The sequence below is a fragment of the Pseudonocardia sp. Ae331_Ps2 genome (genome assembly GCF_001932405.1).
Classification (GTDB): Bacteria; Actinomycetota; Actinomycetes; order Mycobacteriales; family Pseudonocardiaceae; genus Pseudonocardia.
The window spans coordinates 1928586-1954065 of sequence record NZ_MCIM01000001.1 but is presented as its reverse complement, the minus strand read 5'-3'; the positions used below and the strand labels follow the sequence as shown (position 1 = coordinate 1954065).

Here is a 25480-nt window from a genome sequence, read left to right as displayed (position 1 = left end):
CGCCCGTGGCCGCGTGGGACCGGATCCGCTCACGTGGCCGGGCCGGCGCCCGGCGCGTCCGCGCGTCGTGGCTGCCGATCCTGCAGTGCTCCATGGCCGCCGGGCTCGCCCTCTGGGTGGCCGGTGACCTGGTCGGTCACACGCGGCCGTTCTTCGCGCCGATCGCGGCCGTGCTCAGCCTGGGCATGTCGCTCAACTCGCGGCTGCGCCGCACCGCCGAGCTCGTCGTCGGGGTCAGCATCGGGGTGCTGGTCGGTGACCTGCTGATCGCGCGGATCGGCAGCGGCCTCTGGCAGCTGGTGCTCGTCGTCGCGCTCGCGCTGGTCGTCGCGGTCTTCACCGACGGCGGCACGTTGTTCGTCAACCAGGCCGCGGTCTCCGCGGTGCTGGTGACGACGCTGCTCCCGCCCACCGAGACCGGCGGGATCGACCGCTGCATCGACGCACTGATCGGCGGCCTCGCCGGGATCCTGGTGGCCGCGGTCATCCCCGCGCACCCGGTCCGGATCGTCCGCCGGGTCGCCCGCCGGGTGCTCGACGACCTCGTCACCGTGCTCACCGAGACCGCGACGGCGCTGCGCGAGGGCGACCGGGAGAACGCGTCGCGGGCGCTGGCCCGGGCCCGCGACACCCAGGCCGTCATCGACGAGCTGCGCACCGCCGTCAGCTCCGCGGGCGAGGTCGTGACGGTCTCGCCGATGCACCGGCCGCGCCGGGCCATGCTGCGCCGCTACCGGACCCTCGCCGAACGGGCCGACTATGCCCACCGCAACGCCCGGGTGCTCGCCCGGCGCGCGATGACCGCGATCGAGGGCGGCGAACCGGTCCCGCCCGGTCTGCCGGACGCCATCACCGAGCTGGCCGCCGCCGTCGAGGCGCTGATCGGGGAGCTCGGGCAGGACGGCGACCGGGAGAAGGCCCGCGGCCCGATCCTGGAGGCCGTGCAGCACGCGCCGGTCCTCGCCGACCCGGGTGCGGTCGTCGTGCGGCCGGCGGAGGGTCAGACGGCGCCCGCGGGGTCGGCGGCGGTGCTCGTCGCGCAGGTCCGCTCGATCGCGATCGACCTGCTGCAGGCGACCGGGATGACCCGCAGCGAGGCGTTGCGGGCGCTGCGGGCCCAGTTCGCCGATCCTGACGTGGACTGAACGGGCTGCGGGGCTTCCGTCACCGGTCGGTCACGGAGCAGAATCGGGCGTCGTTCGGCGCCGGGACGTCGGGTCCCCCTGCACGGAGTTGTGGACGTCGCTCATCGATCGGGGTTCACGGTGCAGCTGTTCATCCGCTACGTCCTCGCGCCAGTCGTCCGGCTCGTGTGGCGGCCCTGTGTGCGCGGGGCGGACCGCATCCCGGCCACCGGGCCGGTGATCCTCGCAGCGAACCACCGCGCGGCTGTCGACACGGCGTTCATCCCGCTCGTCGCCCCGCGCAAGGTCGCCTTCCTCGGCAAGGCCGAGTACTTCACCGGTCGTGGCCTGCGCGGACGCCTGATGGCGGCGTTCCTGGGAGCGCTCGGCTACATCCCGGTCGACCGGGCCAACGCTCGTGCCGGTCTCGCCGCACTCGCGGCCGGACGCGAGGTCCTGGAGCGCGGCGGTGCGTTCGGCATCTACCCGGAGGGCACCCGCTCCCTCGACGGCAAGCTGCACCGCGGGCACACCGGCGTCGCGTCGCTGGCCCTGTCGACGGGAGCCGTCGTCGTGCCCGTCGGCCTGATCGGGACCGAGCGCGTGCAGCCGATCGGACGGCTGTTCCCGCGCCTGGCCCGCGTCGAGATCCGCTTCGGGCGGCCGTTGGAGTTCAGCCGCTACGACGGGCTGGAGGGCGCGCCGGCGATCCGGCGCGCGGTCACCGACGAGATCATGGACGCCATCGCGGACCTGTCGGAGCAGACCTATGTGGACAGCTACCACCGGCGTCCGGACGACTCGGCGGCCGCGGCCTGACCGGAACGGGCCCGGGGACGACGGCGGCGGGCTAGCCTGCTGCGGTCCTGTTCCTGTCGGGGGGAGCGTCGCTGGTGGTCCGACTCGTTCTCGTCCTGCTGGTGGTGTGCGGGGTGGTCGTGGGGTGTGGGGCTGCGGAGCCGGAGGGGCCGTTTCCGCCGCGGCCGGCGGAGATCGACGTGGCGAACATTGATCCCTGTGTGGCGATGACCCCCGAGCTTCGACAACGCTTCGGTGTCGAGGGCGATGAGCCCTCGGTTGTTGCCCTCGCGGACGGTCCCAGTCGTGTGTGCGGGTGGGGCAATTACGACACCGTGGAGAACTACAGCGTCCAGACGATTCAGACCGCAGCATCGAAGATCGTGACGGCACAGGGCGCCACGGTCACTGTCGTCGGTGGTTTCGGGGCCGTGCGGATGGTTGAGAGTGAGGACTCGGCGCCGTTGTGCAGCCTCTACCTGGACGCGGCAGACACCGCCAGCGTCCGAGTTCAGGTTCAGGACTTCGGGTACGACGAGCAGACTCGCGGATCGATGGACGATGTCTGTGCCCGAGCTGAAGCGTTGGCTCAGAGCTACCTGGATGCTGCCCGATCGCGCTGATCAGATTTGCGGTTGCGAACGTTCGTGGCCGATGTCGCCTCGCCGCACGTTGATCGGCCTACTCTTCACCGTATGAAGAGGTCTGCTCAAGAACCGCGGGGGTCGGCCAGTGATTCGCTCATGTTGCAGATTGATCCGGGCAACATCATGGGCGTATATCGGCGAATGGATGAGCAGTTCAGGGCAATGCAGAAGAGTCGGCAACAGGTGGCCAATCTGAAGAACGTTCCGCCGTGTGGGGCAGACCCGGTTTCGCTCGATGCCGTTGCCGTCTTCCAGCCGAAGATCGATTCGATCACGAGTGCTCATGTCGACTACATGGACGAGGTTCAGGAGGCGCGTGACCGACTCAAGCAGGCCGCCCAGGAGTACGGCCTGATCGAGGACGAGAACACGGCGGCCCTGAAGTCCACCGCTCCCCCGTCCACCGGCCCGCTGCTCGAGCGTTAGGGACCCGACCGTGCCCCTTCCTCGCTGCTACAACTACGAAGCCTTCGACATTGCCACGAAGTCGGCATGGATCCTCGGCAAACCGGGCGCCGAGGCGACCCGGCAGACGGCGGACAGCCTGCGTTCCCTCGTCGACGACATGGCGGCGACCAAGCAGACCCTCGACCGGGGCATGGCCGACCTCGGCATCTCGTGGCAGGGCCCCGCCGCACAGGCGGCCCAGGAATCCCTGGACCGCACCGCGACCGGCGTCGACGGCACCGCGACCGTCGCCCAGAACGGCGCCGACCGCATGCTCGACCACGGCAGCGCGTTCGAGCGCATGCGCGGTCAGGTCCGGTTCATGGACCCGGCCGAGTTCTCCTGGATCCAGCGCGCGGGCGACAACATCAGCGAGGCCTGGCAGTCCCTCCAGGGCCGGGGCACGGACCACGTCACCATCGCCGAGCACAACCAGATCAACGACGAGATCGCGAACCGCGCGCTCCAGCAGTACGAGTCCGAGACCTCGGCCATCGACGACCGCTTCACCACCGAGGCCGCCGCCGCGCCCCCGGCCGGCTCGACCCCGGATGCGACGTCCGGGGGCGGCGGGGCATCGGGGCCGCAGCCCGGCGTGTCCGTCGGCGCGAACGTCCCCGTCCCTCCGGACAGCGGCTCCGCCGCGGTGCCGGGACCGGCCGGGATCGGGCTTCCCCCGGGCGGTTCGGCGCCCCCCGGCCCGGCGGTCGGCGGGGCAGGCGGAGCCCTCGGGGGAGGGCCGGGTGGCAGTCCCGGACCGGCGGCCGGACCCGCGGCCGGATCCGGTGGCGGGCCCTCGCCCGTCGTTCCGCTGGCGAACGGACCGGCGTCGAGCACCGGTGGAGGGGGTGTCCCGGCCCCGGGTTTCCGCACCCCGCCCGCTCCGGACCGCACGCGGATCCCGCCCCGGGCCCCGGTGCCGGATGCCGCCCGTACCCGCGAGGCCCTCGCACGCCGGTTCGGTGACCAGGCCCGGCGGCAGCAGCTCGTCCGGCCCGTCGCGGAGCCCCGCCCCGGCGGGACCGGCTCCTACGGTGGCGGCACCGGTGCGGGCCGGGGCGGCTACGGCTCCCCGTTCGGCGAGTCCCGCGGCACCGCGCGGCTGCCGGGGGGCTCGGCCGAGCCGCACTCGCCGGGGAGCCGTGTGGGGTCCGGGACGGCGTGGGGTACCGAGCCCCGTACCACCGGCCCGCGGAGCGGCGGTGCGGCCGAACCGTGGACCGGCACCCGGGCGTCGGAGGCACGGGGTGGCGCCGCCGGCTACGGCCCGATGACCGGTGGCGTCCCGGGAGGTCGTGCGGACGGGCAGGACCACCGCAACCGCTACGTCGTCCCCACCGACGAGGTGTTCGACGTCGGTGTCACCGCGACCGACGCCGTCCTCGCCCCCGAGGACCCCGGCCGCTGATCAGCCCGGCAGCACCGGTCGCCACGGCTCGGTGTGCTTGTACCAGGCCCAGCGCTTGATCTCCCGCGGGTGCGGGACGCCGTCCCGGACGGGCGTCGCACCCGTCGTCCCGATCTGGATCGCCCGCCCGGTCGCTCCGGTCACCCCACGCCCCGCACGCACCTGGACTCCCTCCGGCCCTGCGTCGACGACGAGCGTCTTCACGCGGCCGTGCAGCACCCGCGTCGCATCGCAGTAGGCCTCGCCGTAGAGGTCGGGGATCTCCCCGCGGCCGGCGAGGACACCGCCGTTGTCGTCGCGCACCAGCGGCATCTCGCGGGCGGCGCCGGACCGGGCCAGGGCGACGGCGTCGTCGAACCGGGTCGGGAGTCCCCAGTTCGCGGCGGCGCGGGACCGGCGCGACACCGGCAGGTAGGCGACCTCGGTGTCGAGGGCGTCGCGACGCAGCAACCGGACAAGCACGGCGGCGAGGTCGGCGTCGTCACCGTGCACGATGAGCCGCCGCGCCGGGAGGAGGGCGTCGACCTCCGCCTTCCCGGGGCGCGGACCCACGGTGACCGAACGCACCGCGGGATCGGACACCAGCGACGACGGTGGGCGTTCCCGCCGCGCGCCGGGCCGGATACCGTGGAAGGGAAGACGGTGACGCCGCTGCGGCAGGCAGTCGAGGAGCACCGCTTCGGGATCGGTCGGAACCACTGATCGAGTACCCTCCTCGCCGCGGAAACCGGAAATCACGCCCGGGTCCGCGACCGTGACGAGCGTGTGTGAACTGGAGTCTCTTACATGCCCGCAATCGTGTTGATCGGCGCCCAGTGGGGCGACGAGGGCAAGGGCAAGGCGACGGACCTGCTGGGCGGACAGTTCGGCTGGGTCGTCCGCTACCAGGGCGGCAACAACGCCGGCCACACCGTCGTCACGCCGGACGGTCGCGACTTCGCGCTGAAGCTCATCCCGTCCGGGATCCTGTCCCCGGGCGTGAAGAACGTGATCGGCAACGGGGTCGTCGTGAACCCCGAGGCGCTGATCGAGGAGAAGGCGGGCCTGGAGCGGCGCGGCGTCGACACCTCCGGCCTGCTGATCTCGGCCGACTCGCACCTGATCATGCCGTACCACGTGGCGATCGACCGCGTCACCGAGCGCTACCTGGGCAAGGCCAAGATCGGCACCACCGGTCGCGGCATCGGCCCGGCGTACCAGGACAAGGTCGCCCGGGTCGGCGTCCGCGCCGCGGACCTGCTCGACGAGAAGATCCTGCACCAGAAGGTCGAGGCCGCCCTCGAGCTGAAGAACCAGATCCTGGTCAAGGTCTACAACCGGCGCGCGCTGGACTTCAACGAGGTCGTCGACACCGTCCTGGAGCAGTCGAAGGAGTTCGCCGACAAGATCGTCGACACCCGGCTGCTCCTGAACGAGGCCCTGGAGCGCGGCGAGACGCTGCTGCTGGAGGGGTCGCAGGGCACCCTGCTCGACGTCGACCACGGCACCTACCCCTTCGTGACCAGCTCGAACCCGACCGCGGGCGGCGCGTCGGTCGGGTCCGGCATCGGCCCGAACAAGATCACCCGCGTGATCGGGATCCTGAAGGCCTACACCACCCGCGTCGGCTCCGGCCCGTTCCCGACCGAGCTGCACGACGAGATGGGCGAGTTCCTCCGCAAGACCGGCGGCGAGGTCGGTGTGAACACCGGCCGTGCGCGGCGCTGCGGCTGGTTCGACGCCGTCATCGGGCGCTACGCGGTGCGGGTCAACGGCATCACCGACCTCTTCCTGACCAAGCTGGACGTGCTGTCCGGGCTGGAGTCGGTGCCGATCTGCGTCGGCTACGAGGTCGACGGCCACCGCGTCGACGAGATGCCGATGACCCAGACCGGCTTCCACCATGCCGTCCCGGTCTACGAGGAGATGCCCGGCTGGGTCGAGGACCTGTCCGCCGCCCGCACCTGGGAGGACCTGCCGGCCACCGCCCAGGCCTACGTGGCGCGGATCGAGGAGCTCACCGGCGCGCCGGTGTCCGCGATCGGCGTCGGCCCCGGGCGGGACCAGACGATCACCCGCTGACCTGCCGCGCCAGCAGCCCGAGCGCGTCGCGGTCCGGGCTGCCGGGCGGTGCGGTCAGCACCAGCACCGTCCGGTCGGGCGTCCGGCCGACGTCGAGCACCTGGTGGTCGAGCGTCAGCTCGCCGACCAGCGGATGTCGCAGCGTGTGCCGTTCCTGTGCGCAGGGGTGCGCCCGATGGTCGGCCCACAGCCGGGCGAACTCGTCGCTGCGCACGGACAGGTCCCCGACCAGCGCGGACAGCCGCGCGTCGTCGGGGCGGCGCCCGGCCGCCAGGCGCAGGGCGGCCACCAGGGCGCGGGTGCGGGCGACCGGATCGGCGTAGAGGGCCCGCACGTGCGGGTCCAGCACCGCCATCGCGACCAGGTTCGGGCGGTGCCGCGGGCAGGCCGGGGAGAGCGGATCCAGGTGCGCCGCGAGCAGCGCGTGCCCGAGCGGGTTCCAGGCCAGGACGTCCCCGGACCGGCCGAGGACGAGCGCGGGCACGTCCGGCATGGCGGCCAGCAGGTCGGCGGTACGGGCGTCGACGCACTCGGGCGGTGCGCTGCGCAGCGAGACGGGGCGGGCCGCCGTCGCGGCGATCCGGTGCAGGTGGGCCCGCTCGCCCTCGTCCAGGGCCAGCACCCGGGCGATGGCGTCGAGCACCGCGGGGGAGGCACCGCGGGAGTGTCCCTGTTCGAGCCGCGTGTAGTACGACGGGCTGACCCCGGCGAGACCGGCCAGCTCCTCCCGGCGGAGCCCGGGGACCCGCCGCGCGCCGGTCGTCGGCAGCCCGAACGCGTCGGGATCGAGCCGTGCCCGTCGCGCCGCCAGGAACTCGCCGAGAGCCGTCACGACCCCATTGTCCGCACCGGAGCGACCCGAGCCACTCCCTGCGCGGGATACCCCGGGCCGGGGACTCCCGCATCGCGCCGGAGGCACCGACGATCACGGCGTGACCATCCAGCTGCGCGGACCCGTGACGGTCGAGCGGATCACCGAGCTCGACGACTGGCCCTTCGGCGTCCGCGAGATGTTCCCGGCCCACCCCTCGGACGGGCCGATCTCCCTGGTGATCGCCACCCACCTCGTCCGCACCCCGGACCTGACCGTCCTCGTCGATGCCGGCAACGGTGACGGCCGGCACCGCCCCGGACTGCCCGCCCACCATCTGCTCGACGCCGGGTACGCGGCCCGGCTCGCCGCACGGGTCGCGCCCGAGGAGATCGATGTCGTCGTCTGCTCCCACCTGCACCCGGACCACTGCGGCGGGCTGACCACCGCCGACGCCCGCCCGGCCTTCCCCGGGGCGCGGCACCTGGTGTCCCGGGCCGAGCTGGCGTGGCTGGGTGCGGTGCACCGCTCGGCCCCCGGCTCCGGCGTCGCCGAGGGACTGGCCCGGACCTGGGAGGACAGCGTCGCGCCGGTCCTGGACGCGGGTCTGGTCGACCCGGTCGGCGACGGCGACGGCGACGGCGACGGCGTCAATGTCGATGTCGATCTCGGTCACGGGGTGCGGCTGCGTGCCGCGCCCGGGCACACCCCCGGCCACCTCGTCGTCGAGATCGGGCCGCCCGACGGGCCGGAGGTGGTGATCGGGGGCGACGTCCTGCACCACCCGCTGCAGTTCGACGACCTCGACCTCGCGCAGGCGGGCGACGCCGACCCGGCCCGTGCTGCCCGTACCCGACGCGACCTGTGCGAGCGCCTCGCCCGCTCCGGCGGGCTGCTGCTGCCGTCGCACTTCACCCCCGGCCGTGTCCGCCGGGCCGGGGACGGTTTCGCCTACACGCCGTCGCCCTGACGCCGTCGCTCCTCGCGGACCGGGGTGACCAGCACCGCGGCCAGCGGCGCGACCGCGGCGATCGCGAAGGCCGCCGCGTAGCCGGCCGTGCCGACCAGCAGCCCCAGGGCCGCCGGCACGACCGAGGCGACGGCGTTCTGCCCCGTGTTCTGCACCCCCAGCGCACGCCCGGACCAGGCCGGGCCGGCGATCTCGGCGGTGCTGGTGAACGCCAGGCCGTTCGGGGCGACGGTGACGACCGCCCCGACGGCCAGCATCGTCACCGCCAGCCACCCGGCGACGGCGTCGCCGAGGGCGAACAGCAGCAGTACCAGGGTCGCGGCCACCGCGACCTGGCGCATCGGGCGCAGCCGCGACCCGACCCGGTCCGACCAGACCCCGGTCGCGATCCGCCCGGCCGCGCCGGCGACCTGGCCGCACGCGACGAAGGCGCCCGCCGCGGCGACGTGCCAGCCCTGCTCCCGGACCAGGTACTCGGTGCCGAACGCCGACACCGCGAACTGCGAGACGACCAGCAGCGCGCTGGCGCCGTGCACCCGCCACAGTACGGACGTCCGGTACGGGGAACGCTCCGGCTCCGCACCGGCAGGCCGCTGCGGTCGGGGCGGATCCGGGGCCAGCGTCAGCACCAGCACCGCCGCGACCAGGCACAGCAGCGCGGGCAGCGCCAGCGCCCGGAACGGCCCGACGGCTGCGCCGAGCGTCGGCAGCGTCAGGCCCGCCACCGCGACCCCCAGCGGCTGCGAGGTCTGCCGGATGCCCATCGCGGTCCCGCGCTCGTGGACGGCGAACCACCCCATCACCATCCGGCCGCTGGCGGCGAACACCGACGCGGCCCCCGCGCCGCCGAGCCCGAGCAGCACCAGCAGCGCCGGGCCCGGCCCGAGCGGGAGCAGCGCGGCCGCCCCGACGGCCAGCGCGCACAGCACGAGCCCGATCGTCATCACGCCGCGTTCGCCGGACCGGTCCGCGGCCGCCCCCCACAGGACGAGGGTGCACAGCAGGCCCACCGTCGGGGCCCCGACGTAGGCACCGGCCTGCGCCAGCGTCAGCCCGGCCGAGTCGCGCAGCAGCGGCACCACGAACGGCAGCCCGTAGACGAACGAGCAGGCCGCCGTCTGCGCGAACACCCCCACCGTGAGCACCAGCCAGCGACGCCGGGTCCGGGTCACGTCGACGGAGGTCATGTACCCACGCTAAGCATTCGTCCCACGATCCGGCCATTCGTTCCCGGATCGTGGGACGACGTGCGGTGGGGTCAGGAGGCGCAGTTCCCGGTGTCGGCGGGGGACGAGGCGCCGCTCGCCGCCACGTTCAACGCCTGCCCGACCTGCTCGGCGGTCAGTACGAAACCGGTCTCGGTGTCGTCCAGCGCGGCGCCGAACACGACGCCGACCACCCGTCCGTCGGGCGTGATCATCGGGCCGCCGGAGTTCCCGGAGCGCACCACCGCGCGGACGGTGTAGACGTCGCGCAGCACGCTGCCCTGCTCGTAGATGTCCGGTCCGCGCAGCCGGATCCGCTCCCGGATCTTGCCGGGGGTGACCGTGTACGGGCCGTCCAGCGGGTAGCCCAGGATGATCACGTCGTCGCCGACGGCGGCCGGGTCCGGGCTGAACTGCAGCGGCTGCTCGTCGAGGTCGGGCACGTCGAGCACGGCCACGTCGACCTCGGGGTCGTAGTAGACGACCTGGGCGTCGAGCTGGCGGGTCCGTCCGCTGGACGTCGTCACCTCGACGGTGGTGCTGGAGGTCCCGGCGACGACGTGCGCGTTGGTCATCACCCGCTGCGGGGCGACGACGAACCCGGTCCCCTCCAGCGCGCGACGGCAGGACGGTGCGCGCCCGCGCACCTTCAGCACCCGGTCGCGGACCTCGGTGACCACCGGGGACTGCGCGAGCGCGGAGTCCGGCGGGCCGACCGCGGCGACCGGTGTCCGCGAGAACGGGCTGACGACGTCGGGGAAGCCGGAGTCGTCGAGGAGCTGGCGCAGCTCGGCGGGGAGCTTGCGTGCCGCGTCCGGCATCACGTCGTCCACCCCGGCGAGCACTCGCGAGTCGCGCAGGCCGCTGGTCAGGGTGGAGAAGCTCGTCGAGGACAGCGGCAGCGCGATCAGCCAGGCCGCCACCACCACCGCGACCGCCTGCACGCCGGCGCCCAGCGTGGAGTCGACCTTCAGGGTGCCCTCGCCGCGGATCCGGTCGCGGATGAACCGTCCGAGGTAGACGCCCGTCGCCTCACCGAGCGCGACGAGCAGCACCACCACACCGATCCCGAGCAGCACCTTCCCCTGCTGGGACTCCACCTGCCCGGCCAGCAACGGGGCGAGCCGCAGCCCCAGCACCGCGCCGGTCAGCACACCGGCGAACGACAGCAGTGCCACCGCGACCCCGTGCCGCCAGCCGGACGCCGCGGCCAGCAGAGCGAGGATCACGACGACGACGTCGACCCAGCTGATGCTCACCGGTCCACCACGCCGTGGTCGTCCACCCGGACTCCTTCCGGTTCGTGCCGCCGGGCCCGGGCCCAGGCGTCGTCGAGATCGAGGACCCGGCCGGCGTCCCACGGACGCTCCCAACCGGACCGCTGCAGCAGCGCGGACAGCAGGCCCGCGGTGAAACCCCAGACCATCAGGCCCGCGGCGTCGAAGGCGGGGCCGGTGTGCCCCCTGGGGCCGCGCACGGTGAACCGGTTCGCCGGGTCGGTCAGGACCGCCACCGGGACCCGGACGACCCGGGCGACCTCGGCGGCGTCGACCACCCGCACCGGCGACGGCGACGCCCAGTGCGCCAGCACCGGGGTCACCAGGAAGCCGGTGGGCGGGATGAACAGGTCCGGCAGGACGGCCAGCGGCACGACCCCCGACGGGTCCAGCCCGGTCTCCTCCCGGGCCTCCCGCAGGGCGGCGTGCACCGGGCCGGTGTCGGTCGGGTCGAGCCTGCCGCCGGGGAAGGCGACCTGCCCGGCGTGCGAGCGCAGCGTCGCCGCGCGCTCGGTGAGCAGCACGTCCGGTCCCCCGGACTCCGCGTCGGTGAACAGCATCAGCACCGAGGCCCGGCGCGGTTCGCCGCTGTCGGGCGGCAGGCGTCGCCACCCGAACCAGGCCGGGTCCAGGCCCAGCGCCCCGTCGACGAGCGGGCGCAGCGACGCCGGCGTCGCCGAGGGGTCGGGCTCGGGCACCCGCGGAATGTCCGCGTGCGCGGTCACCGGAACCGCTCCACGGCGGCCGCGACGTCGTCGGCGGTCCGGAACGGGACGGGCGGGTCCACCATCGCGACGCCGCCGTCGGCGCGGGTCACGTAGCTGACCGGCAGCAGCGGCGGGGTGTCCAGGGCGCGGCGCCCGGCCCGCTGCGGGTCGGTCACGGCCGGCAGGGTGACCCCCAGCTGCGCGGACAGGGTCAGCGCGGCCACCGGGTCGTCCTGCACGTCGACGGTGAGCACCGGCAGTGCGCCGGGCCGCTGCGCGTAGGCCTGCAGTGCGGGCAGCTCCTCGCGGCACGGCACGCACCACGACGCCCAGAAGTTGACCAGCGTCGGACGCCCGGCCAGGGCCGCGCCCAGGTCGGTGCGGCCGTCGGCGCCCAGGCACGGCACGGTGATCCCGGCGAGCGGACCGGCCGGCGCCGCGCCGGACGGGACCGGGCAGGGGGCCAGCCGGGCCGAGGCACGCGCGGTGGCCAGCGCCTGGGGGTCCGCGGCGGCCAGGTCGGTCTCGGGCCGGTCGGCCGGGGCCGCGCTCGCCGCGGGGCCACTGCCGGCGCCCCCGCCCGTGGTGGATCCCGAGGGCCACAGCGCCCAGACAGCGATCGCCACCAGGACGACGACGACCGCGGTCGACACGATCTCGGAGCGGGAGGCGCCTGTCCTGGTCACCGGCCGTCCCCGGAGGGCCCCGCGATCCCCGCGAGTGCGAGCAGATGGTCCCGTTCCGGCCCCTTGACCAGCGCCGCGGCCTCGCCCGGATCGGTGGGGCCGAGGCCGAAGGCGGGGCAGTCCGCCGCGAGCGTGCAGGCGCCGCAGGCCGGTTTGCGGGAGTGGCAGACCCGGCGCCCGTGGAAGATCACGTGGTGGGACACGATCGTCCAGTCCCGGCGCGGGACGAGCTCGCCGATGGCGTGCTCGACCTTGACCGGGTCCTCCTCGGTCGTCCAGCCCCAGCGGCGCACCAGACGTCCGAAGTGGGTGTCGACGGTGATCCCGGGGACGCCGAACGCGTTGCCGAGGATGACGTTCGCGGTCTTGCGCCCGATGCCCGGCAGCTTCACCAGCTCGTCCAGCGTCGACGGCAGCTCCCCGCCGTGCCGCTCGACGACGGCGGCCCCCAGCCCGATCAGCGACGTCGCCTTGTTCCGGTAGAAGCCGGTGGAGCGGATCAGCTCCTCGAGCTCGGTCCGGTCGGCGCCGGCGTAGTCCGCGGCGGTGGGGTACCGGGCGAACAGTGCCGGGGTGACCTGGTTGACCCGCTCGTCGGTGCACTGCGCGGACAGGATCGTCGCGACGGCGAGATCGAGCGGGGTGGTGAAGTCCAGCTCGCAGTGCGCGTGCGGGTAGGCCTCGGCCAACGCCCGCAGGGTGCGGTTGACCCGGCGTGCTCGCCCGATCGGGCTCTCCCCGGCCGCGACGCGCGCGGCCAGACCGGCTGCGGCGCGGGGGGTGGGCCGCGACGCCCGCGACGTCCGTCCGGCGGAGGTGCTCACGTGACCGAGCGTACGGGTGGGCACCGACAGTCGTGTCACGGTGTCGCGCCGTGCACCGCTCGTCGCCGCGCGCGGTCCGGTTCGCGTCGGAGCGTGGTCGACCGTCCGGCGCGGCGACGCGTCCGACGAGCGGTGCCCGCCCCCGGTCGAGTGTGCGCCGAACGGGCTACGAGGTCACGAACGCGTCACGAAGCCCCCGACGCGACCACCCCCGACCGGCCGGGCTCCGAACCCGTACGAGAGGATCGGAGCCGCCATGACTGCCTGGTTGAGCGTTCTCGTCCCGCTGCTCGTGATGTTCTTCGCGCTCGGCATGGAGCGCGTGGAGTCCCGCATGCGGGAGTCCACCGTGCGCCAGGACGAGCTGGACGAGATGCTCGAACAGCCCCGGCCGGACGAGGTCCGTGCCCTGTTCCGGTCCGGCACGGGCCGCGCGCTGGAGCTGTTCCGGCTGCGCAACCGGCGCCGTCGGGGGGCTCGTCGGAGCCAGGTCCCGTCGGCCTGACAAGATCGGGTGCAGGAGGCGCTACAGCGCCCCGCGACGAATCGGACCCGATCGGATGTCAATCCGATCGGGCCAGTGGTGCGCACGTGTGTGGCGAAGACCTCTACACTGACGCGCCGACGACCCGCCGTGACGACACGGCCGGTGAACGAGGAGCATTGCAGTGGACGAGGTTCTGATCCGGGCAGGGATCTTCCAAGGTGTGGAGCCCCAGGCCGCCGAGGCGCTGGCGGAAGCTCTGGAGACTGCCGAGTTCTCCCGCGGGCAGGTCATCTTCTCCGAGGGAGAGCCCGGTGACCGCCTCTACATCGTGTCGGGCGGGAAGGTGAAGCTCGGCCGGAAGTCCCCCGACGGCCGGGAGAACCTGCTCATGGTGGCCGGTCCGTCGGACATGTTCGGCGAGCTGTCGATCTTCGACCCGGGCCCGCGCACGTCCTCGGCGACCGCGGTCACCGAGGTGCGCTGCTACACCATGGACCGCAGCGCGCTGCGCGAGTGGATCGGCAAGCGGCCGGAGATCGCCGAGCAGCTGCTGCGCGTGCTGGCCCGCCGCCTGCGCCGCACCAACAACATGCTCGCCGACCTGATCTTCACCGACGTGCCGGGCCGGGTGGCGAAGTCGCTGCTGCAGCTCGCGCGCCAGTTCGGCTCCCAGGAGTCGGGTCTGCTGCGGGTCACCCACGACCTCACGCAGGAGGAGATCGCCCAGCTCGTCGGCGCCTCCCGCGAGACCGTGAACAAGGCGCTCGCCGACTTCGCGCACCGCGGCTGGCTGCGGCTGGAGGGCAAGAGCGTGCTGATCCTGGAGCCGGAGCGGCTCGCGCGACGCGCTCGCTGAATTCTCTGGTACGGACGTCCCAGAACATGTGATCCTGGGGCGTGCCCGCCGCCCTCTCCGACTACCGCGCCGCCCTGGGGACCCCCGGGGCGGCCGCGCCGGTCTGCGCCTCCGTCCTCGGTCGGTTCCCGATCGCGATGCACAGCCTCGCCACGTTGCTCTACGTCCGCGAGGTCCACGGCTCCTACGCCGTCGCCGGAGCGGTCTCCGCGGCGCTGCTCGTCGGGACCGCCGTCGGCACGGTCGTGCAGGGGAGGGTGCTGGACCGGCTGGGCCCGACCCGGCCGATGCTGGTGCTCGTCGGGGTGTACCTGCTGTGCGTCACCGGGCTGGTGCTGAGCATCGAGTTCCGGGCGGCGCTGCCGCTCGCCGTGGCGGTCGCGGTCGTCACCGGGCTCGTCACGCCGGCGTTCGAGGGGTCGTCACGGGCGCTGTGGTCGGACCTGACCCCGCCCGGGCCGCGCCGCGAGGCCGCCTACACCTACGAGGCGATCAGCCTCGAGATCTTCTTCATCATGGGGCCCGCGCTGGCCGCTGTGCTGGTGGTGGCGACGCCGTGGCCGGGCACCGCGCTCGTCGCCGCGGCGACCGCGGAGATCGTCGGCACCACCTGGTTCGCGCTCACCGCCGCCGTACGCCGCCGCTCGGCCCGCATCCGCGCCGAGCGCGCCGACGGGTCGCTGCCGGTCGAGGCCGGGCTGCTCGGGGTGTTCCGGCGGCCCGGGCTGCGGACGGTGGCGCTGGCGTCGCTCGGGTTCGGGCTGGTGGCGGGGACCGCGGAGGTCGGCGTGATCGCCGCGACCGCGTTCGCCGGTTCGCCCGCCGCCGGCGGGCTCCTGCTCTCGCTCTGGTCGGTGGTCTCGGTGCTGACCGGGGTGCTCTACGGGATGCGGCCCTGGCCGCGGCCGCTGCACCTGCGGCTGCCGGTCCTGCTCGCCGGCTTCGCCGTCCTGGTGACGGCGATGGGGCTCGTCTCCCCGCTCGGTTCGCTGGTGCTGCTGGCCGTGGTGATGATGGCGGCAGGCGCGCTGATCACCCCGCAGGTGACCGCGCACTCCCTCGGCGTCGAGCAGACCGCTCCGGCCGGGGCGGCGACCGAGGCGTTCAACTGGATGGTGATGGCCGCGGTGCTCGGTGTCTCGGTCGGGCAGGCGCTGTCCGGCGTCATGATCGACCTCGTCGGGCCGGGCGGGTACGCGGCGGGCGGCGCCCTGGGGCTGCTGGTCGCCGGGTTGCTGTGGCTGCGTCGCGGCTCGGTCGCCGACACCGAGCCCCGCGCCGTCGCGGCCGGGAGCCCGGCGTGAGCGGCGCCGGGGAGCTGCGGCGGCTGCGCGACGTCGTCGCCGGTGACATGGCCGGTGCGGACGTCGCGCACGACCTCGGACACCTCGACCGGGTCGCCGGGCTGTCGGCCCGGCTGGCGGTGCGGGAGGGGCTCGACGGGTTCGTCGCCGCCGTCGCCGCGTACGTGCACGACCACCACCGGGCGGCCGAGGCCCGGCTCGGCCGGGTCGTCGCGCCCGCGGAGGTCCGCGACGACGCCCGGGACGCACTGCGCCGCGGCGGGGTCGCCGAGCAGCTGTGGGACCCGGTGCTCGACGCCGTCGAGGCCACCGGCCGCTACTCGTTCTCCGAGGCGGCCACGGCGCCCACCGCGGACCGGATCGCCGCCTGCCTGCACGACGCCGACATGCTCGACGCGATGGGCGCCACCGGCATCGCCCGCGCGTTCGCCTACGGCGGCGCGATCGGCGAGCCCCTGTGGGACCCGGGGGCGGGCGTCGCGAGCGGTGGCTACCGGTCCGGGCCGACCGGCTCGGTCGTCGCCCACTTCCACGAGAAGCTGCTCCGGCTGCGCGGCGAGCTGCGTACCGCCGCCGGCCGGGAGATGGGCGAGCGGCGGCACGCGGCCCTGGTGGAGTTCCTGCGCCGGTTCCGCGAGGAGTGGATCGAGGTCCACGGCGACGAAGGCGGCGCCCCGCCCGAGGTCTAGAGCGGGTCCAGGATCCGCTTCAGGAACTGCCGGGTGCGGGGCTGCGCCGGCTCGACCAGCACCTGCGACGGCGGACCGGACTCCGCCACCACCCCGCCGTCGACGAAGAGGACCTGGTCGGCGACCTGCTGGGCGAAGCGGATCTCGTGGGTGACGATGACCATCGTCCGGCCCGCCGTCGCGAGGTCCTTGATCACCCGCAGGACGTCGCCGACGAGCTCGGGGTCCAGCGCCGAGGTGGGCTCGTCGAACAGCATCAGCTGCGGGTCGAGAGCCAGCGCACGGGCGATCCCGACGCGCTGCTGCTGGCCGCCGGAGAGCTGGTACGGGTACTGGTCGGCCTTCTCGGCCAGCCCCACCTGGTCCAGCAGCCGCCGGGCGTCCGCGGTCGCCTCGGCCCGGGGCCGCTTCTGCACGATCACCGGGCCCTCGATCACGTTCTCCAGGACGGTGCGGTGCGGGAACAGGTTGTGCGACTGGAACACCATCGCGGTCCGGGACCGGAACCGGGCCAGCGTGGCCCGGTCGACGGGGGCGCCGAAGTCGACCGCGAGATCGCCGATGGTGATCACCCCGGCGTCGGCCCGGTCCAGCGCGTTCAGGGTGCGCAGCACCGTCGTCTTGCCCGAGCCGGACGGCCCGATCACGGCGGTCACGGTCCCGGCGGGGACGTCGAACCCGATGTCACGCAGGACCTCCAGCGTCCCGAAGGACTTGCGCAGGCCCCGGACGGTCAGCAGGTCGCTCATCGCGCCACGTACCTCTCCAGCCGCGCCTCCACCCGCACCTGCACGGACGAGAGGATCAGGCAGACGATCCAGTAGTACACCGCGGCCACGCCGTAGAGGGCGAAGAAGTCGAACGTCGGCGCCGCGGCCAGCTGGGCGACCCGCAGCAGCTCGGTCACCAGGATGGTCGAGGCCAGCGACGTGTCCTTGACCAGGGAGATCAGCGTGTTCGACAGCGGCGGGACGGCGGTCCGCGCGGCCTGCGGGAGGATCACCCGGCGCAGCGTCGTCGCGTACCCCATGCCGATGGTCTGCGCGGCCTCCCACTGCCCCTTCGGGATGGACAGGATCGCCGCCCGGATGATCTCGGCCGCGTAGCCGCCGACGTTGAGGCTGAACGCGATCACCGCCGACGGGAACGGGTCGATCACCAGCCCGAGCTGTGGCAGCGCGTAGAACACGATGAACAGCTGGACCAGCAGCGGCGTGCCGCGCACGACCGAGATGTAGGCGCGGGCCAGCCAGGACAACGCCGCGATCGACGAGATCCGGGCCAGCGCCAGCAGCAGGGCCAGCGCCAGCCCGATCACGAAGCTGATCGCCGTCAGCGGGATGGTCATCGTGACCGTCGCCTTCAGCATCGGCCACAGGTTGCGGCCGATCAGCTCCCAGGTGGCGGGATCCATCTACTTCCCGCTGACGTCGCTGCCGAAGTACTTCTCGGACAGCTGCGCCAGGGTGCCGTCGGCCCGCAGCTCGGCCAGTGCCCGGTCCACGTCGGGCATCAGGCCGCTGTCCTTGCGGGCGGCGAAGGCCTGCTCGCTGTGTCCCCGGTGGTGGCGGCGACCTTGACGCCCTTGTCCCCGGTCGACTTCTCGTACTCGCCGACGGCCAGGGTGTCGTTGACCGTCGCGTCGATGCGGCCGTCCTTGAGCAGCTGGACGGCCTGCACGAAGCCCTCGACGGCCTCGACGTTCGCCCCGGCGCCGCGGGCGACCTCGGCCCAGTTGCTGGTCGCCGACTGGGCGGTGGTGCGGCCCCGCAGGTCGGCCAGGCTCCGGATCGCGGTGTCGTCGGCGCGGGTGACGATCACGCCCTCGGACACGGTGTAGGGCGTCGAGAGGTCGTACTTCGCCTTCCGCTCGTCGTTGATCGTGACCTGGTTGGCGACGAGGTCGATCCGCTGCGACTCGAGCGCGGCGAAGATCGAGTCCCAGGGGGTCTGGACGAACTCGACCTCCTTGCCCAGCTTGGCGCCGACCGCACGGGCGACCTCGACGTCGTAGCCGGTCAGCTGCCCGTCGGGGCCCTGGAAGCTGAACGGGCTGTAGGTCCCCTCGGTGCCGACGCGCAGCGTGTCGGACCCACCGCTGCTGCAGCCGACGAGGGTGGTGAGGGCCAGCAGCGCGGCGGCCAGGGCCAGGATCGTGCGACGCACGGGGTCTCCTTCGGGCGGAACGGGGCGGACGGATCGCGACGCCCCCGCGGATGCGGGGACCTTAGGCCGATCGGGCCTCGCCGGTCCAACGCTCCGCGGAGCCCCGTTCATCCACGCAGGTGATCCAGCTGTGCCCGGACCGACAGTTCGGCGGCGTCCCACAGCGAGGTGTCGACATCGGCGTAGACGACCTCGACGACGTCGCGGGCCGACGCGTCCGGCCCGAGCCGCTCCAGCGCCGCCCGGACCTGTTCCAGCCGCTGCTCGCGGTGGGCGAGGTAGTGGCGCGCCGTCTCGGCGGCGTCCGGGAGCTCCGGCCCGTGCCCGGGGAGGACCGGGGTGCCCGCGGGGAGCTCCGCGGTCCGGCGCAGCGAGTCCAGATAGGGGCCGAGGGTGCCGTCGGGATGGGCGATGACGGTGGTGCCGCGGCCGAGCACGGTGTCGCCGGAGAGCAGCGCGACGCCGTCGGAGCCGGGGCCGCGCAGCAGCAGCGACACCGAGTCCGAGGTGTGACCGGGGGTGCTCAGCACCTCCAGCTCGACCCCGCCACCGGTGACGACGGCGCCGTCGAGCAGCGGGGTGGTCCCCGACGTAAGCGAGGGGTCCGCGGCGTACACGGGTGCGCCGGTCAGCTCGACGAACCGGCCGATCCCGCCGGCGTGGTCGTGGTGGCGGTGGGTCAGGACGACCGCGGCGACCGGTGGGCCGTCGGCCAGCGCCTCCAGGTGCGTGCCGTCGTCCTCGCCCGGGTCGACGACGATCCGGTCGTGCGCGTCCGGGGCCGCCAGCACCCAGGTGTTGGTGCCCTCCAGCGTCATCGGGCCTGGGTTGTGCTGCAGCAGCACCGACGCCAGCGGGTGCGCGGTGCGCAGGGTTCCGTAGAGCGGGTGGCTCACCGGAGCGCCTCCTCGTAGATCCAGTCGGGATCGCCGGGCAGGGTGATCGTGACGACCCTGCCCTCGCGCCGCACCTCGGGCGTGATCGGCTCGATGTCGCGCTCGGCCGCCGCGGCGAGGACGTCGGCGGCGGTGGCGTGGCGGTCCAGCTCCTGCAGGGTCCGCAGGGTGGGCGGCATCAGCTTGAGATCGCCGTCGTCGTAGCCGGCCAGCGCCTCGGCCGGGGTCCACCAGCGCGCCTCGACGGCCTCGGTGGTGGCGTCGTCGGCGACCTGGCCGTCCGGCACCCGTGCGACGAGGAACGCGGTGTCGTAGCGCTTCGGGTTGCGTGGTGGGGTGATCCAGCGGGCCCACGGGACCAGCAGGTCCGCGCGCAGCTCCAGGTCGTGGGCCGCCAGCAGCTCCGGCAGCGTGGTGCGGTGGGCGACGAGGTCGTCCCGCCAGGCCGCGGCGGCCTCCAGCGGGCCGGGGTCGGAGCCGGTGGGGGCGGCCAGCAGCACGCCGCACTCCTCGAACGTCTCGCGGACGGCTGCGGTCACCAGCGCGGCGGCCAGGACCGCCGGCTGGGCGAGCCGGGCGCCAAAGAGGGCCGGGTCCGGGCCGCGCCAGCGGCCGGGGTCCGGCTCGTCCCCGGCGGAGACACCGCCGCCGGGGAACACGGTCATGCCGCCGGCGAACGCCATCCCGGCCACTCGTCGCTGCAGGAAGACCTGCAGGTCACCGCCGGCAGGCTCGTCGCGGACCAGCAGGACGGTCGCGGCGGCCCTCGGCTCGACCGGCTGCGTCGCCGGATCATCGCTCATGGCCGCCGACCCTAGGTCATGATCGGGGCCGGTCGGCGGTGAGAATGCCCGCATGCGTATCGGACTGCTCGGCGCCGGGCCGTGGGCGCGACAGGTGCACGCCCCCGCCATCGCGGCGCATCCCCGCTGGTCGGCGGCCGGGGTGTGGGCGCGACGACCGGAGGCGGCCGCCGAGATCGCCGCGGTCTCCGGCGGTCCCGTGCACGCGTCGGTCGAGGACCTGCTCGACGCGTGCGACGCCGTCGCGTTCGCCGTCCCGCCCGCCGTCCAGGCCGACCTGCTGGAGCGGGTCGTGGCCGCCGGAAAGCACGTGGTGCTGGAGAAGCCGCTGGCCGCGGACCTGCCCGCCGCCGAACGGGCCGCGGCCGCGGTCGCGGCGTCGGGCGTCCGGTCGGCGACGATGCTGACCCTGCGGTTCGACCCGGCGATCCGGGCCTGGCTCGACGCGGTCCCGACCGGCGCCGGCGGACCGGGGACGACCGCGACCGCGCGCTGGCTGTCCGGGGCTCTGCTGGGCGGGCCGTTCGCGGCGTCGTCGTGGCGGGCCGAGCACGGGGCGCTGCTCGACGTCGGCCCGCACGTCGTGGACCTGCTGGACGCGGCGGTGGGCCCGGTCGTCGACGTCGACCACGCCCACCGCGACGAGCCCGACCTGTGGCGGATCGGCCTCGTCCACGACGGCGGCGCCCGCAGCTCGGTGGTGCTGTCGCTGCGCGTCCCGGTGGACCCGACCGAGTTCGAGGTGGCGCTGGTCGGGGGGCTCGGGGCGGACGGCCGCGGCCGGTACGTGCTCGACCGACGCCCGGCCGACGCGGGCGCCTGCTTCGGCGCGCTGCTCGACGACCTCGCGGACGCGATCGGCTCGGGCGCAGACCTCCCGGTGGACGCCGCCCGGGCGCTGCACCTGCAGCGGGTGATCGACCGGATCGTGCGCGCGGTCGGTTGAGTGCCCGCTCCGGAGCGGCCGAGCTGCTGCTCCGGCCCGGCTGAGTTCCGGCTCCCGCCCGGCTGCTGCGCTCCTGCTCCGGCCCGGCTGCTGCGCTCCGGCTCCCGCTCGGCCGAGTTCCCGCCGCCTGGCTGAGTTCACGCCCCGCCTGGCGGAGTGTTCCCGCCCCGCCTGGCCGAGTTCCCGCTCTCGCCGGGGGGACGCTGTTCCGCGAACTCGCTTACCGGGTAAGCGAGTTCGCGGGTGACGGTCCCCCGGAACCCGGCCGGATCAGCCCCGGTCGGTGCGGGCGGTGCCGTTGCGGGGGGTCGGTTCGCCGCCGTTCTCGCGGGCCGCGAGCTCCTCGTGCAGCCGTTGCAGCAGGTCCTGTTCGGTGGGGGTGAGCCGGTCGGCCAGGCCCCCGGCGGGACGTGGTCGCGGTCGAGGCCTCGGGGCGGGTGCCTCCGCGGGCCCTGCCGCGAGACCCGTCGCCGTCTCCTCCGGCGGGCGCGGCGCGAGCTGGTCCGTCGCCGGTGCGGGCCCCACGACGTCGGCCGGTTCGGTGGCGTCCGCGACGGGCTCGTCCGGCTCCCGCGGCTCGTCCGGCTCGTCGTCGGTGAGCAGAAGGTGGCGGGGGCGGCGGTCCCGGTCGGCCGGCGCCGGGGGAGCCGGGGCGCGCCGGATCGGGGCGCCCGGAGGTGGGGTGGGCGCCTCGTCGACGGGGTCGGTCCCTGCCTCGTCCGGGGCCGGACCGGTGTCGGGCAGTCCGGCGCGTGCGTGCGGGGCGGGGACGGCGTGGTCTGCGTCCGCCGGGGTCTCCCGCGAGGCCGGCGCGGTGCCGTTCACAGCGGGGACGACGCGCGGCGTGCCCGGAACGGTCCGGTCGACATCGGTCCGGTCGGTCCGCGCCGGCTCCTCCGGCGGCCCGATCTCCCCGACCCAGGCGCCCGAGGCCCAGTCCGCGAGCCAGGACGCCTCGTCGGGGCCCGGCGCCGCGGGTGCTCCGACGGGCGGACGCACGACGACCGGGGCGGGCCCGTCACCCGCGGGCGCCCGCCCGGCCGCCCCGTGGGGCGGTACGTCGAGGTCACGCCGGGTCGACCGGCGGCCGACCGGGGACGGATCCGCGGCGGCGACCGGTGGAACGGGCGTGGTCGGGGACTCAGGCGTGGTCGGGGTATCCGGCGTGGTCCGGGTCTCCGGCGCAGTCGGATACGCCGGGGGCCCGGGACGTGCCCGGTTGACCGGTGGTGTCGGCGGTCCGTCGGAGGGGCGCGGTGGCCGGCCGGACGGCGACGTGTCGGGCGCGACCGGACGCTCCGGCGGCCCCGCCACGGGCCCGCGGTCCGCGGTCGCGGGGTGTGCCCCGTTGTGGTCCGGGGAGTGGCCGTTGCCGGGACCGGCGGATTCGGCGACGAAGCGGTGCCGGGGGACGTCGGAGACCTCGCCGACGCCGCTCGCCGGCGTCGGGTTCGGGCTGCCGGCCTCCGGGGGCGAGTCGAACCAGTCGCCCCCGGTGGCCTGCCGCAACGCCCGGATCGGCGGCGACGGCCGCGGTGCCGGATGCGCGGTGTCCTCGCCCTCGGCGGGTACCGCGACCGGTCGGGCCGCGGGGCCGCGCGACCCGGCCGAACCTGGATCGGCGCTGTCGGGGGTGCCGGCCCGCGGGCCGCGGGTCGCAGGGCGCACTGTCGTGCCGGTCGGATCGGCGGTGCCCGCCTCCGGGCCGTGAACGGCCGGGTCGGCGGTGGCCGTCTCCGGACCGTGTGCGGTGCCGGCCGAGGTGCCGGTGTCCGGGCCCGGACCGGTCGCGTCGGACGGGCTCGTCGCGGAGCCGGTCGCGGGGGTGCCCGGGTCCGCGCCGGTGCGGGAGGCGGCAGCGTCGGAGGACCGGACCGGCCGGTCGCCGGGCCCGCTCGTTCCCGGCGAGGTGGTGGTCCTCCTCGTCGACACCGGATCGACGTGGCCGGGTCGGTCCGCCGGTTCCGGAACCTGCGTGGAGGGGCCGTCGGTGCGGGGCGCGGGGCGGTCGTCGGGGATCGGTGCGGGCGATCGCCCCGGGTCGGGGACCTCCGCATCGACGGCGGGGCGGACGGGGGAGCCGTCGGCGCGGTCCCGGGCCGGTACGGCATCGAACGCCGGCGCCGCGTCGCTGTCCAGGCCGCCGAGTGCGCCGGGCTCGGGGTCCGGGTCGATGGAGGGCGCGTCCCGGTCGGGCCGCGGGTCCGGGGGGCCGCCGCGGACACGAGTCCGGCCCGGTGGGACGGCCGGTCGTCGGGACGGTCGCCGAGAGCCCGGTCGGACGAGTGGGCCGAGGTGGGTGGGGCCGGCCGGTCGCCGGTGGGCAGGGCGCCCTCCGCCGACACGTCGTCACGGGACGGGGCGTCGTGGGACGGAGTGTCGTGGGACGGCGCAGAGGAGGCGGCCGCGGGGAGCGGCGGTGCGGCGGAGAGTGGTGCGGCGGTGAGTGGTGCCGCGGGTGGTGGCGCGGCGGGGAGCGGTGCAGCGGCGGGGAGCGGCCGCGCGACCTCGCGGGCGGCGCGGTGGTAGTCGGGATCCGGGCTGTCGTCGCCGACCTCGACCGACACGACCAGCCCGGCGCGGGCCAGCGCCGCCTGCGCCTGGTAGGTCAGGACCTCAGGTGCGTCGTGCGGTCCGGTGCGGGCCAGCAGCACCGGCTGCGGCAGCGGGCCGGGGGCGGCACCGGCGGGCGTCGTGCGCCAGGCCAGCGTCCAGCCCGACTCCGGGTCCGGGACGCCGGCAAGTGCGGCGGCCACCGCCTCCGCGGCACCGGGCGGACCGTCGCCGTCGAACCGGTGCGGACCCGCGGCGACGTCCGTGGCGGGCGGCAGGCAGGCGTCGGCGTCGGGCTGCACCCGGCGGGCGGCCGCCTCGGTGACCAGCTCGGAGCGCACCGCGTGCGGCAGCACCGCCCGCCCCGCGACGAGCTCGGCGACCAGCAGCTCCAGCGCGTGCCCCTCCTCGCCGACGGCGACGAGCTCACGTCCGGTGGCGAGCAGGTCGTCGTCCACCCGGCCGGCCAGTTCCCGCAGCAGGCGGTACGTGGGGTCGGACATGGGGCCTCCTTCGCGGTCCGCGTCAGCCGGTGGGGACCGGCTCGCGGCTCCACAACGACGCCGCCGCGGTGCACGCGGCCTCGTGGTACTCGGTCGGGGCGTCGCCGGTGAGGGCCTCGACGCGCGGGACACGGTCACCGTGGACACGCAGCAGCCGCGCGACCGCGGCGGCGAGCAGGTGCGGCCGCTGCGCGTCACGCACGAGCAGTACGCGGGCTCCGTCGTCACGCACGGCCAGCAGCAGCGCGGACGCCTCGTCGCGCACCACCGACAGGGCCGACCACGCGGCCAGGTCCGGCTCGCCCGCCGTGAACGTGGGCGGGGCGGGGGGTGTGCCGGGCAGCACCGCGTCGACCAGGCGCCGCGACGGCGCGTCCGGCCCGACGACCTCGGCCAGCAGGGTGCGCTCGTGCCCGGTCAGCCCGATCCGGTGCCGCAGCAGTGTGCGCGGCAGGACCGCGCCGAGCGCCGTGGTGTCCCCGGCGGCCAGCCAGTCGCGCAGCCGCCAGAGCAGCTCGTCGGGAACCCGGCCGGCGAGCCGCAGCAGCAGCTCGTGACCGGCCGGGACCCCGACGGACACACCCATGTCGACCCGACCTCAGTCCTTGATCTCCACGGTCAGTTCCACCTCGACCGGTACGTCCAGCGGCAGCACCGCGACGCCGACGGCCGACCGGGCGTGCGCCCCGGCCTCGCCGAACACCTCACCGAGCAGGTCCGACGCACCGTTGATCACGCCGGGCTGGCCGGTGAACGACGGGTCCGACGCGACGAACCCGACGACCTTCACCACGCCGGTGACGCTGTCGAGGCCGACCAGCCCGTCGATCGCGGCGAGCGCGTTCAGCGTGCAGATCCGGGCCAGGTCGTAGGCCTGCTCGGGGGTGACGGTGCCGCCGACCTTGCCGGTCGCGGCGACCTTGCCGTCCACGAACGGGACCTGGCCCGCGGTGAACACCAGGTTCCCGCTGCGCCGGGCCGGGATGTAGGCGCCGGCCGGTGCGGCCACGGCAGGCAGGGTCAACCCCAGTTCCGTCAGCCGGGCGAGTGCGCTCACTGCTGCACCGGCCGCTTGAAGAACGCCACCAGCTGCTCGGCGTTCGCGCCGCTGGTCACCGTGACCAGTTCCCAGCCGTCGCGGCCGAAGTTGTCCAGGATCGCCTTGGTGTTGTGGATCAGCAGGGGGGCGGTCAGGTATTCCCACTTCACGACCGGGGAGCTCATGGGCGGGACTGTAACCCGGGCACCCGACACCGAACCGCCGTGGCGCGACGGATGGCCGTCCCGCTGCGACGGACGCCCACCGCCGGAG

General features: G+C 74.9%; 28 protein-coding genes. 12 read left to right on the top strand and 16 right to left on the bottom strand.

Going from position 1 to position 25480, the window contains the following annotated elements; all coding sequences use genetic code 11:
• Positions 1-5 precede the first annotated feature (5 nt).
• The 5 genes from Ae331Ps2_RS09335 to Ae331Ps2_RS09315 all read left to right on the top strand — a co-directional run bounded on the left by Ae331Ps2_RS09335 (position 6) and on the right by Ae331Ps2_RS09315 (position 4424).
• Complete coding sequence (locus Ae331Ps2_RS09335) at positions 6-1145, top strand: aromatic acid exporter family protein (protein ID WP_249265625.1); 1140 nt, start codon at positions 6-8, stop codon at positions 1143-1145.
• A 120-nt stretch (positions 1146-1265) separates the two neighbouring features.
• Positions 1266-1943, top strand: a complete 678-nt coding sequence (locus Ae331Ps2_RS09330; RefSeq protein WP_075309452.1) for a 1-acyl-sn-glycerol-3-phosphate acyltransferase — start codon at positions 1266-1268, stop codon at positions 1941-1943.
• Positions 1944-2017: 74 nt separating this feature from the next.
• Positions 2018-2545, top strand: coding sequence for a DUF3558 family protein (locus Ae331Ps2_RS09325; protein ID WP_075309454.1), 528 nt, complete (start codon positions 2018-2020; stop codon positions 2543-2545).
• 120 nt (positions 2546-2665) lie between these two features.
• Positions 2666-2995 (top strand): PE domain-containing protein, encoded by a 330-nt coding sequence (locus Ae331Ps2_RS09320; protein ID WP_075309456.1) that lies wholly within the window; start codon positions 2666-2668, stop codon positions 2993-2995.
• Positions 2996-3005: 10 nt separating this feature from the next.
• Positions 3006-4424 carry a WXG100 family type VII secretion target gene (locus Ae331Ps2_RS09315; protein ID WP_075329711.1) on the top strand — a complete coding sequence of 473 codons (1419 nt, stop codon included), beginning with the start codon at positions 3006-3008 and terminating at the stop codon, positions 4422-4424.
• On the opposite strand, the gene Ae331Ps2_RS09310 is transcribed toward Ae331Ps2_RS09315, so the two are convergent.
• Entirely contained in the window at positions 4425-5006 is a 582-nt protein-coding gene (locus Ae331Ps2_RS09310) for a hypothetical protein (protein ID WP_020622377.1), read from the bottom strand.
• A gap of 204 nt (positions 5007-5210) precedes the next feature.
• On the opposite strand from Ae331Ps2_RS09310, the gene Ae331Ps2_RS09305 reads away from it, so the two are divergent.
• Positions 5211-6485, top strand: a complete 1275-nt coding sequence (locus Ae331Ps2_RS09305; RefSeq protein ID WP_075309460.1) for an adenylosuccinate synthase — start codon at positions 5211-5213, stop codon at positions 6483-6485.
• On the opposite strand, the gene Ae331Ps2_RS09300 is transcribed toward Ae331Ps2_RS09305, so the two are convergent.
• Positions 6475-7317 (bottom strand): helix-turn-helix domain-containing protein, encoded by an 843-nt coding sequence (locus tag Ae331Ps2_RS09300; RefSeq protein WP_075309462.1) that lies wholly within the window; start codon positions 7315-7317, stop codon positions 6475-6477. The two genes, Ae331Ps2_RS09305 and Ae331Ps2_RS09300, sit on opposite strands and share 11 nt — an antisense overlap.
• A 100-nt stretch (positions 7318-7417) precedes the next feature.
• Between Ae331Ps2_RS09300 and Ae331Ps2_RS09295 the strand changes: the two genes are divergently transcribed.
• The gene (locus Ae331Ps2_RS09295) at positions 7418-8266 is read left to right on the top strand and encodes an MBL fold metallo-hydrolase (RefSeq protein ID WP_075309464.1); all 849 of its coding nucleotides are present in this window, start codon (positions 7418-7420) and stop codon (positions 8264-8266) included.
• Here the strand turns inward: Ae331Ps2_RS09295 and Ae331Ps2_RS09290 are convergent.
• The 5 genes from Ae331Ps2_RS09290 to nth form a co-directional block, all read right to left on the bottom strand.
• Positions 8248-9453 (bottom strand): MFS transporter, encoded by a 1206-nt coding sequence (locus tag Ae331Ps2_RS09290; RefSeq protein ID WP_075309465.1) that lies wholly within the window; start codon positions 9451-9453, stop codon positions 8248-8250. The two genes, Ae331Ps2_RS09295 and Ae331Ps2_RS09290, sit on opposite strands and share 19 nt — an antisense overlap.
• 71 nt (positions 9454-9524) lie before the next feature.
• Positions 9525-10724, bottom strand: a complete 1200-nt coding sequence (locus Ae331Ps2_RS09285; protein WP_075312640.1) for a MarP family serine protease — start codon at positions 10722-10724, stop codon at positions 9525-9527.
• 2 nt (positions 10725-10726) lie between these two features.
• A complete protein-coding gene (locus Ae331Ps2_RS09280) occupies positions 10727-11473 on the bottom strand; it encodes a CoA pyrophosphatase (protein WP_233147684.1) in 747 nt (248 codons plus the stop codon).
• Positions 11470-12141 carry a TlpA disulfide reductase family protein gene (locus Ae331Ps2_RS09275; RefSeq protein ID WP_075309466.1) on the bottom strand — a complete coding sequence of 224 codons (672 nt, stop codon included), beginning with the start codon at positions 12139-12141 and terminating at the stop codon, positions 11470-11472. The genes Ae331Ps2_RS09280 and Ae331Ps2_RS09275 overlap by 4 nt, the downstream gene beginning before the upstream one ends.
• Positions 12138-12869, bottom strand: a complete 732-nt coding sequence (nth, locus tag Ae331Ps2_RS09270; RefSeq protein WP_075312644.1) for an endonuclease III — start codon at positions 12867-12869, stop codon at positions 12138-12140. The genes Ae331Ps2_RS09275 and nth overlap by 4 nt, the downstream gene beginning before the upstream one ends.
• 352 nt (positions 12870-13221) lie before the next feature.
• Between nth and Ae331Ps2_RS09265 the strand changes: the two genes are divergently transcribed.
• The 4 genes from Ae331Ps2_RS09265 (at position 13222) to Ae331Ps2_RS09250 (ending at position 16301) form a co-directional block, all read left to right on the top strand.
• On the top strand, positions 13222-13470 hold the full coding sequence (locus Ae331Ps2_RS09265; protein WP_043282623.1) for a hypothetical protein: 249 nt from the start codon (positions 13222-13224) through the stop codon (positions 13468-13470).
• A 163-nt stretch (positions 13471-13633) separates the two neighbouring features.
• A complete protein-coding gene (locus Ae331Ps2_RS09260; protein WP_020628211.1) occupies positions 13634-14308 on the top strand; it encodes a Crp/Fnr family transcriptional regulator in 675 nt (224 codons plus the stop codon).
• A 41-nt stretch (positions 14309-14349) separates the two neighbouring features.
• A complete protein-coding gene (locus Ae331Ps2_RS09255; RefSeq protein WP_075309467.1) occupies positions 14350-15612 on the top strand; it encodes an MFS transporter in 1263 nt (420 codons plus the stop codon).
• The gene (locus Ae331Ps2_RS09250; protein WP_075309469.1) at positions 15609-16301 is read left to right on the top strand and encodes an HD domain-containing protein; all 693 of its coding nucleotides are present in this window, start codon (positions 15609-15611) and stop codon (positions 16299-16301) included. The genes Ae331Ps2_RS09255 and Ae331Ps2_RS09250 overlap by 4 nt, the downstream gene beginning before the upstream one ends.
• On the opposite strand, the gene Ae331Ps2_RS09245 is transcribed toward Ae331Ps2_RS09250, so the two are convergent.
• From Ae331Ps2_RS09245 to Ae331Ps2_RS09225, 5 genes are all read right to left on the bottom strand, one after another.
• Entirely contained in the window at positions 16298-17050 is a 753-nt protein-coding gene (locus Ae331Ps2_RS09245; protein WP_020628208.1) for an amino acid ABC transporter ATP-binding protein, read from the bottom strand. The two genes, Ae331Ps2_RS09250 and Ae331Ps2_RS09245, sit on opposite strands and share 4 nt — an antisense overlap.
• Entirely contained in the window at positions 17047-17715 is a 669-nt protein-coding gene (locus Ae331Ps2_RS09240) for an amino acid ABC transporter permease (protein ID WP_020628207.1), read from the bottom strand. Before Ae331Ps2_RS09240 ends, Ae331Ps2_RS09245 begins: the two co-directional genes overlap by 4 nt.
• A 98-nt stretch (positions 17716-17813) precedes the next feature.
• A complete protein-coding gene (locus tag Ae331Ps2_RS09235; protein WP_212611746.1) occupies positions 17814-18467 on the bottom strand; it encodes a transporter substrate-binding domain-containing protein in 654 nt (217 codons plus the stop codon).
• Between the two features lie 107 nt (positions 18468-18574).
• Positions 18575-19363, bottom strand: a complete 789-nt coding sequence (locus Ae331Ps2_RS09230) for an MBL fold metallo-hydrolase (protein ID WP_075309471.1) — start codon at positions 19361-19363, stop codon at positions 18575-18577.
• Positions 19360-20166 carry an NUDIX hydrolase gene (locus Ae331Ps2_RS09225; protein WP_212567612.1) on the bottom strand — a complete coding sequence of 269 codons (807 nt, stop codon included), beginning with the start codon at positions 20164-20166 and terminating at the stop codon, positions 19360-19362. Before Ae331Ps2_RS09225 ends, Ae331Ps2_RS09230 begins: the two co-directional genes overlap by 4 nt.
• Before the next feature lie 52 nt (positions 20167-20218).
• Between Ae331Ps2_RS09225 and Ae331Ps2_RS09220 the strand changes: the two genes are divergently transcribed.
• A complete protein-coding gene (locus tag Ae331Ps2_RS09220; RefSeq protein WP_075309475.1) occupies positions 20219-21112 on the top strand; it encodes a Gfo/Idh/MocA family protein in 894 nt (297 codons plus the stop codon).
• 270 nt (positions 21113-21382) lie between these two features.
• Here the strand turns inward: Ae331Ps2_RS09220 and Ae331Ps2_RS31085 are convergent, their stop codons facing one another.
• From Ae331Ps2_RS31085 to Ae331Ps2_RS31080, 4 genes are all read right to left on the bottom strand, one after another.
• Positions 21383-22111 carry a hypothetical protein gene (locus Ae331Ps2_RS31085; protein WP_139319219.1) on the bottom strand — a complete coding sequence of 243 codons (729 nt, stop codon included), beginning with the start codon at positions 22109-22111 and terminating at the stop codon, positions 21383-21385.
• 2079 nt (positions 22112-24190) lie between these two features.
• Positions 24191-24754 (bottom strand): hypothetical protein, encoded by a 564-nt coding sequence (locus Ae331Ps2_RS09205; RefSeq protein ID WP_075309483.1) that lies wholly within the window; start codon positions 24752-24754, stop codon positions 24191-24193.
• A gap of 12 nt (positions 24755-24766) precedes the next feature.
• The gene (locus Ae331Ps2_RS09200; protein WP_075309485.1) at positions 24767-25225 is read right to left on the bottom strand and encodes a RidA family protein; all 459 of its coding nucleotides are present in this window, start codon (positions 25223-25225) and stop codon (positions 24767-24769) included.
• A complete protein-coding gene (locus Ae331Ps2_RS31080) occupies positions 25222-25392 on the bottom strand; it encodes a DUF4177 domain-containing protein (RefSeq protein ID WP_020626603.1) in 171 nt (56 codons plus the stop codon). The genes Ae331Ps2_RS09200 and Ae331Ps2_RS31080 overlap by 4 nt, the downstream gene beginning before the upstream one ends.
• Positions 25393-25480: the final 88 nt, after the last annotated feature.

Coding starts and splice junctions, on each gene's coding strand:
- Ae331Ps2_RS09320 (WP_075309456.1), top strand. CDS start 2,666: ATGTTGCAGATTGATCCGGGCAACATCATGGGCGTATATCGGCGAATG.
- Ae331Ps2_RS09305 (WP_075309460.1), top strand. CDS start 5,211: ATGCCCGCAATCGTGTTGATCGGCGCCCAGTGGGGCGACGAGGGCAAG.
- Ae331Ps2_RS09290 (WP_075309465.1), bottom strand. CDS start 9,453: ATGACCTCCGTCGACGTGACCCGGACCCGGCGTCGCTGGCTGGTGCTC.
- Ae331Ps2_RS09265 (WP_043282623.1), top strand. CDS start 13,222: ATGACTGCCTGGTTGAGCGTTCTCGTCCCGCTGCTCGTGATGTTCTTC.
- Ae331Ps2_RS09245 (WP_020628208.1), bottom strand. CDS start 17,050: ATGAGCGACCTGCTGACCGTCCGGGGCCTGCGCAAGTCCTTCGGGACG.
- Ae331Ps2_RS09240 (WP_020628207.1), bottom strand. CDS start 17,715: ATGGATCCCGCCACCTGGGAGCTGATCGGCCGCAACCTGTGGCCGATG.
- Ae331Ps2_RS09225 (WP_212567612.1), bottom strand. CDS start 20,166: ATGAGCGATGATCCGGCGACGCAGCCGGTCGAGCCGAGGGCCGCCGCG.
- Ae331Ps2_RS09220 (WP_075309475.1), top strand. CDS start 20,219: ATGCGTATCGGACTGCTCGGCGCCGGGCCGTGGGCGCGACAGGTGCAC.
- Ae331Ps2_RS09205 (WP_075309483.1), bottom strand. CDS start 24,754: ATGGGTGTGTCCGTCGGGGTCCCGGCCGGTCACGAGCTGCTGCTGCGG.
- Ae331Ps2_RS31080 (WP_020626603.1), bottom strand. CDS start 25,392: ATGAGCTCCCCGGTCGTGAAGTGGGAATACCTGACCGCCCCCCTGCTG.